This window comes from Amycolatopsis bartoniae, from assembly GCF_014191255.1.
In the GTDB taxonomy this organism is placed as follows: Bacteria; Actinomycetota; Actinomycetes; order Mycobacteriales; family Pseudonocardiaceae; genus Amycolatopsis_E; species Amycolatopsis_E bartoniae.
The window spans coordinates 2,095,023-2,110,368 of the sequence record NZ_JACHWH010000001.1 but is presented as its reverse complement, the minus strand read 5'-3'; the positions used below and the strand labels follow the sequence as shown (position 1 = coordinate 2,110,368).

The following is a 15,346-nucleotide window of genomic DNA, read 5'->3' as shown; positions in this document are numbered from 1 at the left end:
AGAACGAGCTATCTACTTCTCCCCACGGCGCCCAGCGGGATAGGCTGGACGGCACGCGTCCTGGGTACGCCCCGGGGCGCGTTCGTCGTGCGGGGGCAGACGATCTTGACTTGGCAGAGCGAAGGAACGGGTGAGAGCAGTGCCGACCGGCAAGGTCAAGTGGTACGACGCGGAGAAGGGCTTCGGTTTCGTCACCCAGGACGGTGGCGAGGACGTCTACATCCGCAAGGCCGCGCTACCTGCGGGGGTGGAGGCACTCAAGGCCGGCCAGCGACTCGAGTTCGGGGTCGCCGAGGGCCGGCGCGGCCCGCAGGCGCTGTCGGTGCGGCTGATCGACTCGCTGCCGTCGGTGGCCGAGGCGCGGCGCCGCCCCGCGGAGGAGCTGCACGGCCTGGTCGAGGACATGATCAAGCTCATCGAGATGAAGGTGCAGCCCGACCTGCGCCGCGGCCGCTACCCGGACCGCAAGAACATCAAGCGGATCGCGGAGGTCATGCGCGCCGTGGCCCGGGACCTGGACCCGTAAGGATTCGATCTGGCTTTTGGAAGTGGCGGAGCCGCTTGCTGTGGGCAAGCAACTCGCACCGCCGCGGGTTCTGAGGTGGTTCCTCGCGAGGACAGCGCCTCCGTGGTGACCTGGCGGTCATGAGGAGGCGATCCCGGAGCGAGGGGCCGCCTCAGGTTCCGCTACCGGCACCGCTACGCAGGCCGGGGTCTGTGTCATTACGGTTTGATCTGGAGCGACCAGTAGGCGCGGGCGACGAGCTGGGGATTCCCGTTCTCGTCGAGGATCGGGTTCCCCGCCTCGTCGGCCGCGTACGCCGCGCCGATCTGCTGGACTTCCACCACCACGAGCTGGTTGCCCGCGCCGCCCGGCGTGGCCGTGTAGGCGAGCGTGCTGCCCGGCGCGAAGAACTGCTGCTTGACCTGCAGGTTCCCGCTCGCGTCGGCGTACTGGACGTTGACCAGCCACGGGGTGTCGGAAAGCTCCGACGGCACCGAGATCTGCACCGGCATGCCCTTGCGCACCTTGAGCGTGGCGATGTCCTCGGGGTGCTTGTCACAGTTGCGCACGAGCGTGTCGCAGTGGACCGCGGGGCCGGTGTTGACCGTGTGGCCGTCGCCGTAGAACGTGACCTCCGGCGGGCCGACCGTGGCCGAGCATCCCGTGAGTGCCAGGGCACCAGCCGCCAGGAGACCGAGAATCCGACTACGCCGCATGGGTGAAACCCTAATTAGGCGGGCGTGCGGGCCGGTCGCTGGGGCCGTTTCCCGCCGAGGAACGGCAGGAGCGTCGAGCCCCGGCGCACCAGGAACGTCTGCGTCCCGCCGATCGCGAGCAACGCCGACACCACCAGGAAACCGACCCAGTACGTGGGCGGCAGCAGCAGGCCGACCGCGCCGCCGAAGCACCACGCCAGCTGCAGCACCGTCTCCGAGCGGCCGAACGCCGACGCGCGCGACTCCTCCGGCAGGTCGGCCTGGATCGCCGCGTCGAGGCTGATCTTGGCCAGCGCGCTGGCGGTGGAGCCGACCAGGCCGACCACCGCGGCCGTCGCGATCCCGGCGAACACGGCGGCGAGCACGGTCGACGCGAGCGTGGCCGCCACGCTGCCCAGCACCACCTGCGTCGGATGCCCGAACTGCAGCCGCGAGCCGAGCGCGTTGCCGACGAAACCACCGACCCCGGCGGCCGCGCCGATGATCCCGAGCAGCAGCAGCTGGGTGAACGGGCTCTGCCCGCCGGCCTCGGCGTGCGCCTTCACCGCGAACGCCGCGAACATCATCAGGAACCCGGTGAGCACGCGCACGGTGCCGTTGCCCCACAACGCCACCACGACGTCCTGGCCGAGCGGCTGCCGCTTCTTCCTGCCCGGCCGCGCGGTGAGGGACGTGGGCACCTCGCCCGCGGTCGCCTCGACCCACGACGGGATCCGCATCGACTGCACCGCCGCCGCGACGCAGATCAGCGCGGTGAACCACAGCGCGCCCGCCGAGCCGAGCATCGAGTTGACGCCGCTCGCGACCGCGCCGAACACGCCGCCCGCGGCGAGGCCGAACACGGTGAGCCGGGCGTTGGTCTTCGACAGCGTCACCCCGCGCGGCACGACCCGGGGCGTGACCGCGGACTTGAGCACCGTGAACGACTTCGACAGCACCATCATCCCGAGCGCCGCCGGGTACAGGCCCCAGTCGTCGAAGTGCAGCGCCATGATCGCGGCCATCAGGCCCTGGCCCAGCGAGGACACGCACATCGCGAGCCTGCGCCCGCGCTGGATGCGGTCCAGCGCGGGCCCGATCACCGGGGCGACCAGCGCGAACGGGGCGATGGTGATGAGCAGGTACAGCGCGACCTTGCCCTTGCTCTCGCCGCTGGTGGCGGCGAAGAACAACGTGTTGGCCAGCGCGACCGCCATCGCGGCGTCGCTGGCGTAGTTGAGCATCACCGCGTACATCAGCGCCGTGAGCCCGGACTTGTCCGCGCCGTCGGCCTTCGCCGCGCGTTGGAAGGCGCCGACCGCGCGTCCGCCGAGCTCGCGGCTGCGCAGGGCCGCGACCCGCGTCACGGTGATCTTCTTCGGAATCCGGGGCAACGTACCGGCCGCGGCCTCGCTGCGGTTGGCCTGCGCCGGCTCCTCGGGCTTGGCGCCGCGGGGCGGATAGCCGTCGGTGTCGTAGTGCTCGTACAGCGGTTCCGTGCGTCGCGGCGGCGGCTCGCGCCGTGGCGGTTCGCTCGGGCGCGGCGGGTACGGCCGCGCGCCGCGGGGCGGGATCGGCGACGTGCGGAAGGAGCTGGGAGGCACTTCCTCCGTCGGCGTGGGACGGGTGTACGTGGACGGGCGCCAGCTCTGGCCGGAACCCGGGTCCGGCGTCCACTTCCGTTTGCGCCCCACGGGTCAATCTTGCCTCATGACCAGGCCGGAAGGCCCGTCGATCAGGAGGTTCCGACGAATTTCACCCGGAACAGCGTCGGCCACAGCTTGCCCGTGACCAGGAACTCGTCGGTGCCCGGCACCGCGGCGATGCCGTTGAGCACGTCGGCGTTCTGCCGCTGCGCGTCCGTGAGCAGGCCGGACGCGTCGATCATGCCCGTGACGGCGCCGTCCGCGGGGTCGATCCGCAGGATCGTGTCGGTCTGCCAGACGTTGGCGTACACCGTGCCGCCCACGCATTCGAGCTCGTTGAGCTGGTCGAACGTCTGGTTCCCCGAGTGCACGGTGACGGCGCCGAGTACGGCGAAGCTCGCCGGATCGCGGAAGGTCAGCTGGTCCGAGCCGTTGCTCATCACCAGCCGGTCCTGCTGGTGGCACAGCCCCCAGCCCTCGCCCTGGTACGGCACCTGGCGCAGCTCGGCGAGGGTGCGCGCGTCCCGCTCGATCGCGACCCCGTTCTGCCAGGTCAGCTGCCACAGTGTCGAGCCGACGACCGTGACGCCCTCACCGAAGAACGGGGACGGCAGGTCGGCCCGCACGGTCGGCGCGGCACCGGGCTGACCGGCCCGCACCTCGGACCGGCCGACCAGGCCCGTGCCCTCGTACAGCGTGCTGCCGTCGAGTTCCAGCCCCTCGGTGAACGCGGTCGTGTCGTGCGGCAGCGTCGAGAGGACCTGCACCCGCAGTCGCGGAACGGAGTCGTTCGCGTGCGGAGCGCTCGCCGCGCACGCCGCCAGCGAGGCGACCAGCGCCAGTGAGAACGAGACCAGGATGCGCACGCCTTACCCTGACATGACCTCTGTGAACTCGCCGCTGCACAATGGCCCTATGACCCTCCTGCTCACCTTGGACGACGGCTCCGTCCAGCGGGCCCTCAGCGACGCCGTCGAGCTCGCGCGCGACGCCGCGGTCGCCGAGGCCGGCGCGGAGCAGGTCGGGAAGCACGCCGGAGTCCACGCCGAGGACGCCGTGTCGGCGAGCCACCTGTTCGAGGCCGCGGTCCCCGGCTACGGCGGCTGGTACTGGTCGGTGACCGTCGCGACGGCGGGTCCCGGCGAACCCGTGACCGTCAGCGAAGTCGTCCTCACCCCGGGGCCGGACGCGCTCGTCGCGCCGAAGTGGGTGCCGTGGGAGCGCCGCGTGCGCCCCGGCGACCTCGGCGTGGGCGACATCCTGCCGACCGAGGAGGACGACCCGCGCCTGGTGCCGGGGTACGTCCAGTCCGACGACCCGGCGGTCGAGGAGGTCGCGCACGAGATCGGGCTCGGCAGGCCGCGTGTGCTGTCCCGCTACGGGCGGACGGAGGCGGCGGGTCGGTGGCGGTCCGGTGAGTTCGGGCCTCGGTCGGACATGGCGCGCAGCGCGCCCGCAGCCTGCGGCACGTGCGGGTTCTACCTGCCGCTGGCGGGGTCGCTGCGCGCGGCGTTCGGGGTGTGCGGCAACGAGATCGCGCCGGCGGACGGGCACGTGGTGAACGTCGAGTACGGCTGCGGTGCCCACTCGGAGGTCGAGGTCGAGGCCACGTCTTCGGTGCCGGTCGCCGAGCTGGTGTACGACGACTCGCTCCTGGACATGGAAGCGGCGAGTGACTGATCCCTTCGGCACCGAGGCACTGCGGGCCTCGGTACTGCGGGCGTGGGCCGACTCGCCCACGCGACTGACCGAAGACACCAACGCCGAGCGCGACCTGCGCGTCGGCGCGTACCGGGACAGGCTGTTCGTCGAGCTGGCCCAGAACGCGGCGGACGCCGCACTGGCCGCCGGAGTCCCCGGCACGGTGCGGGTGTCCGTTGTGGACGGTGAGTTGCGGTTCGCGAACACCGGCGCGCCCTTGGACGCGCGTGGGGTGGCTTCGTTGTCATCGCTGCGGGCGTCCGCGAAGGAGGGCATGGTCGGGCAGTTCGGCGTGGGGTTCGCCGCCGTGCTGGCCGTCAGTTCCGAGCCACGCGTGATCTCCCGGACCGGCGGGGTCGCGTTTTCGGAGGCGCGGACGCGGGAAGCGGTGCAGCGCGACGAAGTTCCGGTGTTGCGGCTGCCTTGGCCGGTCGAGGAGCAGGTGCCGGAGGGCTTCGACACGGAGGTCCGCCTGCCGCTGCGCGACGGCGTCGACCCGGACGAGCTGCTGAACCGGTTGTCGGGCGAGGTCGAGGACCTGCTGCTGGTACTGCCGTGGCTGGCGCGGGTCGAGGTTGCGGACGCCGTGTGGACGCGATCCGAAGTGGACGGTCAGGTCGAGATCGCCGGGCGGCGCTGGCTGACGCAGGAGGCGCGTGACGGCCTGTGGGCGGTGCCGTCGGACGGGCCGCTCGAAGGCGACGTGCTGCACGCGCCGACGCCGACGGACGAACGGTTGTCACTGCCCGCGCGGTTGATCGCGAACGTGCCGCTGGAGCCGTCGCGGCGGCGGGTGTTGCCGGGCGTGGAGCTCGCCGGGCTGGCCGAGTCGTATCCGGCGCTGGTTCGTCGGCTCCCGCCCTCGAAACGTCTTTCGCTCGTGCCCGCACCGGGTTTCCCTCTGTCCGAAGTAGACGGGCAGTTGCGGGAAGCGGTGTTGCGGCAATTGACGGAACAGCCGTGGCTGCCGGGGCGCACGGAGCTGCCGGGCTCGGGTGCGCGGGTGCTGGCCGTCGAGTCGCCCGAGCTGGTCGAGCTGCTCGGTGACGTGGTGCCCCGGCTGGTTTCGCTGTCCGGCGAGGAGCCCGCGAGGGTGCTGGCGGCGGTCGGCGCGGATCGGCTCGAAGTGGCCGAGCTGGTGGAGATCCTGACGGGTCTCGAACGGCCGCCCGCGTGGTGGCGTTCGTTGTACGACACGCTTTTGCCGTTGCTGGAAGCGCATTCGGTGAGCGCGGACGATCTCGGGGCGCTGCCGGTCCCGCTCGCCGATGGGCGGACGTTACCGGGGCCGCGCGGGGCGTTTCTGTTCGGTGGCTCGGAGGAGTTGCTGGACCTGCTCGCGGAGGCGGAGGTCGTCGGGCTGCGGCTGGTGCATCCGGATGCGGCGCACCCGTTGCTGGAACGTCTCGGGGCGAAGCAGGCCGAGTCGGCGGATCTGTTGGAAGCGCCTGCTTTGCGCGAAGCTGTCGAGCGCAGTGTCGAAGATGCACTGTCGGGTTTGGACGGTCGTCCGCTGGCGGATGCCGTGCTGCGCCTGGTATCCGATTCGTCGACGGAGGGGCTGGGCGCGCTGGCTCTGCCGGGTGCCGACGGCTGGCTACGGGCGGATGAGCTGGTGCTGCCGACTTCGCCGCTGCTGGAGGTGTTCGACCCGGAGGCGCTGGGCGAGGACGGGCCGTTGTCGGTGCTGGACGAGGATTTCGCCGCCCGGTGGCCTTCGTCGGCGCTGGTGGCGGTCGGGGTGCTGGACGGTTTCGTGGTGACCGAGGACGGGATCCGCGACCTGGACCTCGTGGCGGACGATGCGTGGCCCGCCGCGCTGCGGTTGCTGGCGGCGGAGCGGGAGACGTGGCACGCCCTGTCCGGCCCGGCGGGCGCGTGGCTGGCGCGGAACGCCTTGCTGGCGGGGCGGACGCCGGAGGAGTGGCGGCTCCCGGAGGCGACGGCCTTGGCGGGTTTGTACGACCCGGTGCCGGACGTCGGGGTGAGCGCCGAGGTACTCGCGCGGGTCGGCGTGCGGGCCGAGCTGGTGGTGGAGGATCCGGAGGACGCGGCCGACCTGCTGGACCGTCTGGGTGATTCCGCGCGGACGGTCGCGCCGGGCTTGGTGGCGCGGGCGTACCAGGCGCTGGTGGACGCCGACGTCGAGTGGCAGGAACTGGACCCACCATCACACGTCCGAGCGGTCGACGGCTCCGTGGTGTCGGCCGACCAGGCGGCGGTGCTGGACCGCCCCTGGCTGGCGGCGGTATGGCCCGCGGAACGGCTGGTCGCGGTGCCGGATTCGGTGGGTGCTGGGGCGTCGGGGCCGGGGCCGGGGCCGGCGGCTGGGGCTGGGGCACCGGTGGGGGTCGCGGGCGGAGCCGAGCTGCGGCCTGTGGTGTCGCCGGGAGGCGCTGGACCGATCGCACCGGAGTTCGCGGTGCCCACGGGCGTGGAGGTGGCTGGGGCACCGGTGGATGCCGAGCTGCCCCTGTCGAGTGAGTTCTCAGGGTTATCGGGAGGCGTCGGGAGAGCGTCGGCGGCCGAGCGGCTGGCAGAGGCGCTTGACATCCCACTGTTGAGTGAACTGGTGTCGGCGAGGCTGCCCGAGGGTGAGTACGTGCCGTGGTCGGAGCTGACCGCGATCCAGTTGGCGGCCGAGCTACTGGACATCCCGTTCCCCGAAGGTGGCGTGGTGGTGCACGAGGAGTTGACGGTAGAGGTCGACGGAGTCAAGCGCGCCGCGCCGTGGTGGGTCGAAAGTGGCGGGTTTCACGGGGAACATCACGCGGAAGACAGCCCCGCCGGCCTGGCCAGGGCCTTCGCGTGGGCCTCAGGCCACTGGTCGGACCGGCACCTCATCACGGCGCTACTCGAGGACCCGGACCCGCTGACTTTGCTGGCCTGAGCCGGGGTCGTCGCTGGGCGGCGCTTCGGCTCTGCTCTGCTGGGGCGAAGGCATGAATGGCCCGTTCATGCGCTGGGAATCGTGCGAGGTGCCCGCTCGCTCGCTCGACCGGCCCTACCCAGCTCCAGACGGCCTCCCGAAGGCATGAATGGTCCGTTCATGCATCGCCCGCCGCGCGAGGTGACCACTCGTGCCCACTCGACCGGTCCTGCCCACTGCCCAGCGGTGTCGTGAAGGCATGAATGGTCCGTTCATGCGCCGCCCGTCGGGCGAGGTGCCCACTCGTGCCCGCCCGACGGCCCAAACCCGGCTCTCGACGGCCTCCCGAAGGCTTGAACGGTCCGTTCACGCGCCGGGAATCGTGCGAGGTGTCCACTCGTGCCCGCCCGGCCGGTCCTTGCTCGCGGCCCAGCGGTGCCCGGAAGGCATGAATGGCCCGTTCATGCGGCTAGGAACCGCGCGAGGTGCCCATTCGTGCCCGCCCGGCCGGTCCTGCCCGCTGCCCGGCAGCGCCCGGAAGGCATGAAAGGCCCGTTCATGCGGCCAGGAACCGAGCGAGGTGCCCACTCGTGCCCACCCGTCCGGCCCTACCCGCCTCCCGGCGGGCCTCACGAAGGCATGAACGGCCCATTCACGCGCCGCGCCCCAACCCACACCGCCAAACCCCGGCCCCAGAACCAGAACCCCTCAAATCCCCCTCTGGGCTGACCTCGAACCGCGCCTGGCGGCTGCTCTCTGCCAGGTCATGATGCCCATCCCGATGATGCTGATGACCACCCCCGCGAGGCACGTCCACAGCCACACGGACGCGGGGCCACCCCGGCCCCAGTCGTGGATCGCGAGGACCACGAAACCCGCCAGCCAGGCCACCGTGCCGAAGATCACTATGGGAAACAGCGCGGTCAGCTGCGCCGGCAGCTCGGGCACAGGACGCAACGAGGGCTTAACATCCCCACCGTTGATCGGGTCGGTCACGTCAGGAAGGCTACCGGCGAGTTCCCACCGAGCACCACGAAGGCGGAAGCATGACCCAGCTGGGCACGCGGTCGGCGGTCGACCGCTTCTTCAAGATCAGCGAACGCGGTTCGACCACGGGCCGTGAAATCCGGGGCGGCCTCGTCACCTTCGTGACCATGGCCTACATCGTCGTCCTCAACCCGCTGATCATCGGCAGCTTCTCGCCGTCCGACGCGGGCGCCCACAAGGACGTGCTCGGCGGCATCCTGCCCGTCCCGCAGGTCGCGGCGGTCACCGCGCTCGTCGCCGGCGTCATGACGATCCTCATGGGCCTCGTCGCTCAGTACCCCTTCGCCATCGCGACCGGCCTCGGCATCAACAGCCTCGTCGCGGTCACCATCGCGCCGCAGGTCACCTGGCCCGAAGCCATGGGGCTGGTCGTCATCGAGGGCCTGATCATCGTCGTACTGGTGCTCACCGGCTTCCGCACCGCCGTGTTCAACGCCGTCCCCGCCGCGCTCAAGTCCGCCATCGCCGCCGGGATCGGGCTGTTCATCTGCTTCATCGGCCTGGTCGACGCGGGCTTCGTCCGCCGGCTGCCCGACGCCGCCAACACCACCGTCCCCGTCGGGCTCGGCATCAGCGGCTCCATCGCGTCCTGGCCCACCGCCGTGTTCGTCGTCGGCCTGCTGCTCACCGGCACCCTCGTCGCCAAGCGCGTCCGCGGCGGCATCCTCATCGGCGTGCTCGCCACCACCGTGCTGGCGATCGTCGTCGAGGCCATCGTGCACGCGGGCCCCTCCAACGGCACCAACCCCAAGGGCTGGAACCTCGGCTACCCCGCGCTGCCCGACCACATCGCGGGGCTGCCGGACCTCTCCCTCGTCGGCGACGTCTCGTTCGGCGCCTGGACGCGGCTGCCGATCATCACCGTCGTCCTGCTGGTGTTCACCCTCGTCCTCGCCGACTTCTTCGACGCCATGGGCACCATGACCGGCCTCGCCAAGGAAGCCGGGCAGCTCGGGCCCGACGGGCAGCTGCCGCGCGTCGGCCGCGCGCTGTTCGTCGAGGGGCTCGCCGGTGCCGCCGGCGGCCTCGGTTCCGCCAGCTCCAACACCGTGTTCGTCGAGTCGGCGGCGGGTATCGCCGAGGGCGCGCGGACCGGACTGGCCAACGTCGTCACCGGTCTGCTGTTCATCGCCGCGATGTTCCTGACCCCGCTGTACGAGGCGGTGCCGGTGGAGGCCGCCGCGCCCGCGCTCGTCGTGGTAGGCGCGATGCTGATCGCGCAGGTCCGGGACATCGACTTCACCGACTTCTCCATCGCGCTGCCCGCGTTCCTCACGATCGTGGTCATGCCGTTCACCTACTCGATCGCCAACGGCATCGGCGCCGGGTTCATCAGCTACGTCGTGATCCAGGCCGTCACCGGAAAGGCTCGCCGCATTCACCCGTTGATGTGGGTCATCGCGGTCGCGTTCGTCGCGTACTTCGCGGTCGGGCCGATCCAGGCCGCGCTGCGGTGAGCAGCGGAACATCCCGCGGCCGCTGATCGTAAGGTATGCTAACTAAGTGCCCGAAATGCGCGAGCCCCAGTTGGCGAGCCGGCTCCGGCTGGCCGTTGTGCGGCTCAACCGCAGGCTCCGGGCACAGCGGACCGACCAGAACGTCTCGCTGACGCAGATCGCGGCACTGTCCACACTGCACAAGTGCGGGGCGCTCTCGCCCGGCAAGCTCGCCGCCAAGGAGGGCGTGCAGCCGCCGTCGATGACGCGGGTCATCGCGGCGCTGGAGGACATGGGGTACGTCGAGCGCAGCCCGCACCCGACGGATGGGCGGCAGTCGATCGTCGCGCTGACCGGCAGCGGGACGGCGTTCATCGAGGCGACGATCTCCGCGCGCGAGGCGTGGTTGGACCGCAAGCTGGCAGAACTGAGCGGTGACGAGCGGGACGTGCTCGCTCGCGCCGCGGAGATCATCGACAGAATGGCGGGGAACGAGTAACGGTGCGCTCAGACACGGGTAGCCACGCGAAGATCCAACCGACGACGACAGCTACCCCGGGTCAGGCGCCACCACCCGCGGATCCACCCCAGCCCAAGCCGAGCATGTTCGCCTCGCTGCGGGTGCGCAACTACCGGCTGTTCTTCTCCGGCCAGGTGATCTCGAACATCGGCACCTGGATGCAGCGCATCGCCCAGGACTGGCTGGTGTTCGAGCTGTCCGGTAACAACCCGATCGCGCTGGGCATCGCGGTCGCGCTGCAGTTCACCCCGACGGTGCTGCTGTCGCTGTGGGCGGGGGTGCTGGCCGACCGGGTCGACAAGCGGAAGCTGTGCATCGCTATCCAGAGCGGCATCGGCGCGCAGGCGCTGGTGCTGGGGCTGCTGAACGTCAGCGGTGTGGTCGCGCTGTGGCAGGTGTACGTGCTGTGCTTCGTGCTCGGCATCTTCAGCGCGCTCGACGTGCCGGCGCGGCAGTCGTTCGTCGCGGAAATGGTGGGCCGCAAGCAGATCCCGAACGCCGTCGCGCTGAACTCGTCGGTGTTCAACATGGCGCGCATCGTGGGTCCCGCGATCGCCGGGTTCGCGATCACGTGGGTCGGCACGGGCTGGATGTTCCTGGCCAACGCCGTCAGCACCCTCGCGGTGATCATCGGGCTCGCGCTGATGGACCCGGACAAGCTGTTCCGCGGCCCGGCCGTGGTGCGCAAGAAGGGGCAGCTGCGCGAAGGGCTCGTGTACGTGCGCGGGCGGGCGGACCTGGTGACGGTGATGGTGCTGGTGTTCTTCGTGAGCACGTTCGGCATCACGTTCTTCACGTCGCTGGCCATCGTGGCGGGCAACGTGTTCGGCACCCAGGCCGACGGCTACGGCCTGCTGTCGACGCTGCTCGCGGTGGGTACGTTCACCGGCTCGCTGATGGCCGCGCGTCGGATGACGAAGGGCGGCCCGCGGGTGCGGCTGCTGCTCATGGCGGGGTTCGGCCTGGGGGCGATGGAGTTCGTGGCCGCGTTCATGCCGACCTACCTGGCGTTCGGGATCGCGCTGATCCCGCTCGGCTTCGCGACGATCACGTTCCTGAACACGGCGAACTCGCTCGTGCAGACGGCAGTGAGCCCGGAGATGCGCGGGCGCGTGATGGGGATCTACGTGCTCGTGCTGATCGGCGGCAACCCGATCGGCGGCCCCATGGTGGGCTGGATGGCGGACACCTTCGGCGGGCGGTCGCCGTTCTACATCGGCGGCGTGATCTCGGCCGTCGCGGCGCTGGCTTGCGCGGTGCTGCTGGCGCGGCGCGGTGGGGTGGCGAAGGGGTACCGGCTGGCGGGGTTGCGGGTGTTGTCGCGGGACCGGGACAGCAAGCTGGCGGCCTGAGCGGCTCGTGGCGGGGCTGCTCTCGGGGCGCGGGGTGGCGGCCTGAGCGGCGCGGCTGCTCGGGCTGAGCTGTTGTCGGCGCGCGGGGTAGCGGTCCAAGCGGCGCGGCCACCCGGACGGCGAAACCAGCGCTGGCGGCCTGAGCGGCGTTTCAAAAACTAGCGGTCCAGCAGCCGGGGTAGTACGGCCTCCGCCACGGAGCGGAGCGACCTGCCCGGGCCCGTGAACGTCAGCTCCTGCGAGCCGTCGTCGGTGAGCTTCACCGCCACCAGTTCGTCGGTCACCAGTGCCGGGCGGCCCGCGATCCGCTCCGGGAATGCGCGCGGCGTCACGATGTCCGTGTACGTCGCCTCGACGCCGCGCACCGTGCAGCTGCCGTCGAACCTCGGCTTGCCCGTGCCGCCCAGTTCGCGGGTCAGCGCGGCGCACAACTGCCACGAGATCATCGGCCACGGGGCGTCCACGATCGCCGCCGGAGCGGGGTGCTGCAGCGGGATCGTGCCGTCCTTCGCCTGCGCCGGCAGTGCCGGGCCGGGCGCGGAGACCGCCTGCACGACCTCCCGCGCGACCGACTCCGTCAGCGTGTCCACGCCCGCGTTCCCGGACAGCTCCACCCGCAGGTACGGGTGCACCTGGCCGGTTCCCTCGGCGTCGACCAGCCGGACGTCCAGCCGCGCGTTCACCTCCGGCGGCAGGTACTCCAGCTGGCCGGGATGCCCGGCGACCTCGACGTCCGACGGGTCCTGCAGGTTCGCCGCCCGCGAGTCGAGGGTCAGCAGGACCTCCGCCGTGGTGCCGACCACGTGGCAGGCGCCGTCGCGGACCTCGCGCAGCACCTTCCCGCCGAGCAGCGACTCCCAGCGCTCCTGGTCCAGCGCCTGGCACAGCACCTGACCGCCCGTGTCCGTGGGCAGCGCCGTCACCAGCTCCCCGCCCGGCATGGGCACCGGCCGCAGTGCCTCGCCGTCCTTGCTCGGCCACTGCGCGGGCAACGCCCGCTGCGGCGCCGGCCGGTCACTGTCCGCACGCGCCCACAGGTAGCCCGCGGTGGCGGACAGCGAGGCGAACGCGAGCAGCACCGCCAGCACAATGCCCACCACGGTCGACGTCTTCACGAGCGCGAGGCTACCGCCGCGTAGTGCGTGCCCCACTTGCGCCCAACGCTGAGGTTAGGCTAACCTCACACACGTCCGCTTCGTGGTGGGAGCGGCAGTCAGTTCGGGAACGGGCGAGGCCCCGCCGCCGGGAAAAACCCCGGTGACGGGGCCTCGTTCACTGATATCCCGAAGTACTCGCGGTAAGCGTCGACGAGTTCCTGTCCGGCCAGTGTCCGCTCGACGCGCTTCCCGTCCACGGTCTCGATCAGCTGTTCACCCGCAAGCGTGACCCGCCCCTGCGCGGTGGGCAAGGTGCAGAGCAGGTTCTGCGTGAAGTGCGAGTCCGGGGACGTCGCCTGCCACCAGCACGCCGGCACGAAGTCGGCCAGCTCGCGGGGCCGGCGCTCCAGCCGGTACGCCGGCTGCCCGTCGTGGCGCACCTCCACGTCGCCGCCCGGCGCGTCGAGCACCAGGAACTCGCCCTCGGCGTCGGCCTGCGGCTCGGTGGCGGCCAGCCGCAACGGCCGCCGCGCGAACCGGCCGAAGCCGACGTCCGCCAGCCACGGCTCGTCCAGGTCCACCAGCAGCGCCAGGTGGTCGAACGGCGCCCCGAACCGGCCGTCGCCGCGGTGCACGCGGGCCGGGTGCAGGGAGACGCGGAAGCCCAGCTCGCGCAGCAGTGCCGCGAAGGCGCCGTTCAGCTCGTAACAGAAACCTCCGCGGCGACGCCGGACGACCTTGTCGACGAGCGCGTCCTCCGCCAGCGCGATCGGCTCGGGCAGGTGCACGCTCAGGTTCTCGAACGGCACCGTCGTGATGTGGCGCTCGTGCAGCTCGGCGAGGGCCTGCGCGGTCGGGGCCTGCGGCCGGACCGCGCCGATCCGCGCCAGGTAGGCGTCGACGTCCATGCCCATACGGTCGCACCTCGACCGCGGTGGAGGTCAACCGGAAAACGAAAACGGGGCCCTCCCGCTGTGGAAGGACCCCGGTCGCGTGGTGCCTCTTTCAGAGGAGCAGGCCGTTGCCGCCGGAGACGGCGTTGTCGAACCGCTTGCTGATCTCGGCCCAGTTGTAGACGTTCCAGAGCGCCTTGACGTAGTCCGCCTTGACGTTCTTGTAGTCCAGGTAGAACGCGTGCTCCCACACGTCCACCAGCAGGATCGGGACCGTCGGCAGGATCAGGTTGTTGTGGTGGTCGCGCAGCTGCTGCGTGATCAGCGTCTTGCCCACCGGGTCCCAGGACAGCGCGGCCCAGCCGTTGCCCTGGATGGTGGTGGCCACCGCGGTGAACTGAGCCTGGAACTTGTCCCAGGAGCCGAACGCGTCGTCGATCGCCTGCGCGAGCTCGCCGGTGGGCTTGTCGCCACCCTCGGGGGACAGGATCTTCCACCACACGACGTGGTTGGCGTGACCGGCGAGGTTGAAGGCCAGCGTGGTCTCCAGCCCGACGATCGACCCGAAGTCACCCTTGTCGCGCGCCTCGGCGAGCTTGTCCAGGGTGTCGTTGGCGCCCTTGACGTAGGTGGCGTGGTGCTTGCTGTGGTGCAGCTCGTTGATCTGAGCGGAAATGTGCGGAGCGAGCGCGCCGTAGTCGTAGTCCAGATCGGGAAGCACGTACCGGGCCATCAGCCCTCCTTCTTCTCTGACTCGAAATCCCTGCGCTACCAAACTAGTAGCAACCGTACCGGGCGGCTAACCGGGGAGAGCGCGATCCACACCCCGGGAAACACCCTGCCGCCAGCCTGCAATCTCCAGGTAGCTGGAGGTCAACGGGATGTGCGGGTGATCACGCGCGGAACGCGTCGAGCTCCCGCGCGAGGTCCGCGAGCACCGCGATGTTGCACTCGAAGGCGACCCGGGTTTCGGTCACGATGCGGCGCTGTTCGGCCTCGTCCCACGGCGCGGCGTCCAGCTCGGCGCGGTAGCGCCTGCGGAACGCTGGCACGTTCGCGATGTCGAACGAATAGAACAACGCGCCCGGCCCGTCGACGCCGTAGTGGCGCTTGAGCAGCGACCGGACGGCCTGCCCGCCCGCGAGGTCGCCGAGGTAGCGCGTGTAGTGGTGGGCGACGTAACCGCCGGGCCAGTCGGCCGCCACCGCGCGGATGCGGCGGACGTACGCCTCGGTGGCGGCCACCGGTTCCAGCTGCGTGGCCCAGTCCTCGCCGAGGAGGAAGGCCAGGTCCGCTTCGAGCGCGGGCACCCGGCGCAGCTCCTCGAACACGAACGGGGCGGCCACTCGGTCTTCGCGCAGCGCGTCGCCCGCTTCCTCGATCGCCTGGTACACGAAGTGGTACTGGGCGGCCAGCCGGGCGTACCCGGCCAGCGTGAGCTGGCCGTCGAACAGGGCGTCCATGAACTCCGAGTGGTGCGCTCGTTCGTGGACGTCCCGGGTGGACTCGCGCAGCGTGGCCGAGAACGGGACCTGGGTTTCCGTCAGAGGAGCCGCCATGATCCGAGCGTAAGCGAGCAGCAGTA

At 71.0% G+C, this 15,346-nt stretch carries 14 protein-coding genes; 6 read left to right on the top strand and 8 right to left on the bottom strand.

All coding sequences use genetic code 11. The features are described 5' to 3' along the window. Positions 1-139 precede the first annotated feature (139 nt). On the top strand, positions 140-526 hold the full coding sequence (locus FHX82_RS09865) for a cold-shock protein (RefSeq protein WP_145939197.1): 387 nt from the start codon (positions 140-142) through the stop codon (positions 524-526). A gap of 197 nt (positions 527-723) precedes the next feature. Here the strand turns inward: FHX82_RS09865 and FHX82_RS09860 are convergent, their stop codons facing one another. From FHX82_RS09860 to FHX82_RS09850, 3 genes are read right to left on the bottom strand one after another with little or no spacing between them, the layout of a single operon-like run. Continuing rightward, positions 724-1,221 (bottom strand): DUF2771 family protein, encoded by a 498-nt coding sequence (locus FHX82_RS09860; RefSeq protein ID WP_145939192.1) that lies wholly within the window; start codon positions 1,219-1,221, stop codon positions 724-726. A 14-nt stretch (positions 1,222-1,235) separates the two neighbouring features. Continuing rightward, on the bottom strand, positions 1,236-2,894 hold the full coding sequence (locus FHX82_RS09855; RefSeq protein WP_145939193.1) for an MFS transporter: 1,659 nt from the start codon (positions 2,892-2,894) through the stop codon (positions 1,236-1,238). 41 nt (positions 2,895-2,935) lie between these two features. Next, positions 2,936-3,712, bottom strand: a complete 777-nt coding sequence (locus FHX82_RS09850; RefSeq protein ID WP_145939194.1) for a glutaminyl-peptide cyclotransferase — start codon at positions 3,710-3,712, stop codon at positions 2,936-2,938. A gap of 49 nt (positions 3,713-3,761) precedes the next feature. On the opposite strand from FHX82_RS09850, the gene FHX82_RS09845 reads away from it, so the two are divergent. Both FHX82_RS09845 and FHX82_RS09840 read left to right on the top strand, forming a co-directional pair. Continuing rightward, a complete protein-coding gene (locus FHX82_RS09845; RefSeq protein ID WP_145939195.1) occupies positions 3,762-4,526 on the top strand; it encodes a DUF3027 domain-containing protein in 765 nt (254 codons plus the stop codon). Next, positions 4,519-7,437, top strand: coding sequence for a sacsin N-terminal ATP-binding-like domain-containing protein (locus FHX82_RS09840; protein ID WP_229880411.1), 2,919 nt, complete (start codon positions 4,519-4,521; stop codon positions 7,435-7,437). Before FHX82_RS09845 ends, FHX82_RS09840 begins: the two co-directional genes overlap by 8 nt. Positions 7,438-8,124: 687 nt before the next feature. Here FHX82_RS09840 and FHX82_RS09830 read toward each other — a convergent pair. Then, a complete protein-coding gene (locus FHX82_RS09830) occupies positions 8,125-8,412 on the bottom strand; it encodes a DUF2530 domain-containing protein (protein WP_229880413.1) in 288 nt (95 codons plus the stop codon). A gap of 50 nt (positions 8,413-8,462) precedes the next feature. On the opposite strand from FHX82_RS09830, the gene FHX82_RS09825 reads away from it, so the two are divergent. The 3 genes from FHX82_RS09825 (at position 8,463) to FHX82_RS09815 (ending at position 11,771) form a co-directional block, all read left to right on the top strand. Continuing rightward, entirely contained in the window at positions 8,463-9,920 is a 1,458-nt protein-coding gene (locus FHX82_RS09825; protein ID WP_145939076.1) for an NCS2 family permease, read from the top strand. Between the two features lie 55 nt (positions 9,921-9,975). Further along, positions 9,976-10,398: a MarR family winged helix-turn-helix transcriptional regulator gene (locus tag FHX82_RS09820; RefSeq protein WP_145939078.1), complete on the top strand. Its 423-nt coding sequence runs from the start codon at positions 9,976-9,978 to the stop codon at positions 10,396-10,398. Between the two features lie 104 nt (positions 10,399-10,502). Further along, positions 10,503-11,771: an MFS transporter gene (locus tag FHX82_RS09815; protein ID WP_145939075.1), complete on the top strand. Its 1,269-nt coding sequence runs from the start codon at positions 10,503-10,505 to the stop codon at positions 11,769-11,771. 158 nt (positions 11,772-11,929) lie between these two features. Here the strand turns inward: FHX82_RS09815 and FHX82_RS09810 are convergent, their stop codons facing one another. From FHX82_RS09810 to FHX82_RS09795, 4 genes are all read right to left on the bottom strand, one after another. Further along, positions 11,930-12,886, bottom strand: coding sequence for a hypothetical protein (locus FHX82_RS09810; protein WP_145939074.1), 957 nt, complete (start codon positions 12,884-12,886; stop codon positions 11,930-11,932). 98 nt (positions 12,887-12,984) lie between these two features. Continuing rightward, positions 12,985-13,776, bottom strand: a complete 792-nt coding sequence (locus FHX82_RS09805; protein ID WP_145939073.1) for an arylamine N-acetyltransferase family protein — start codon at positions 13,774-13,776, stop codon at positions 12,985-12,987. Between the two features lie 97 nt (positions 13,777-13,873). Next, entirely contained in the window at positions 13,874-14,494 is a 621-nt protein-coding gene (locus FHX82_RS09800) for a superoxide dismutase (RefSeq protein ID WP_145939072.1), read from the bottom strand. A 160-nt stretch (positions 14,495-14,654) separates the two neighbouring features. Beyond that, positions 14,655-15,320, bottom strand: coding sequence for a biliverdin-producing heme oxygenase (locus tag FHX82_RS09795; RefSeq protein ID WP_145939071.1), 666 nt, complete (start codon positions 15,318-15,320; stop codon positions 14,655-14,657). Between the last annotated feature and the right edge of the window lie 26 nt (positions 15,321-15,346).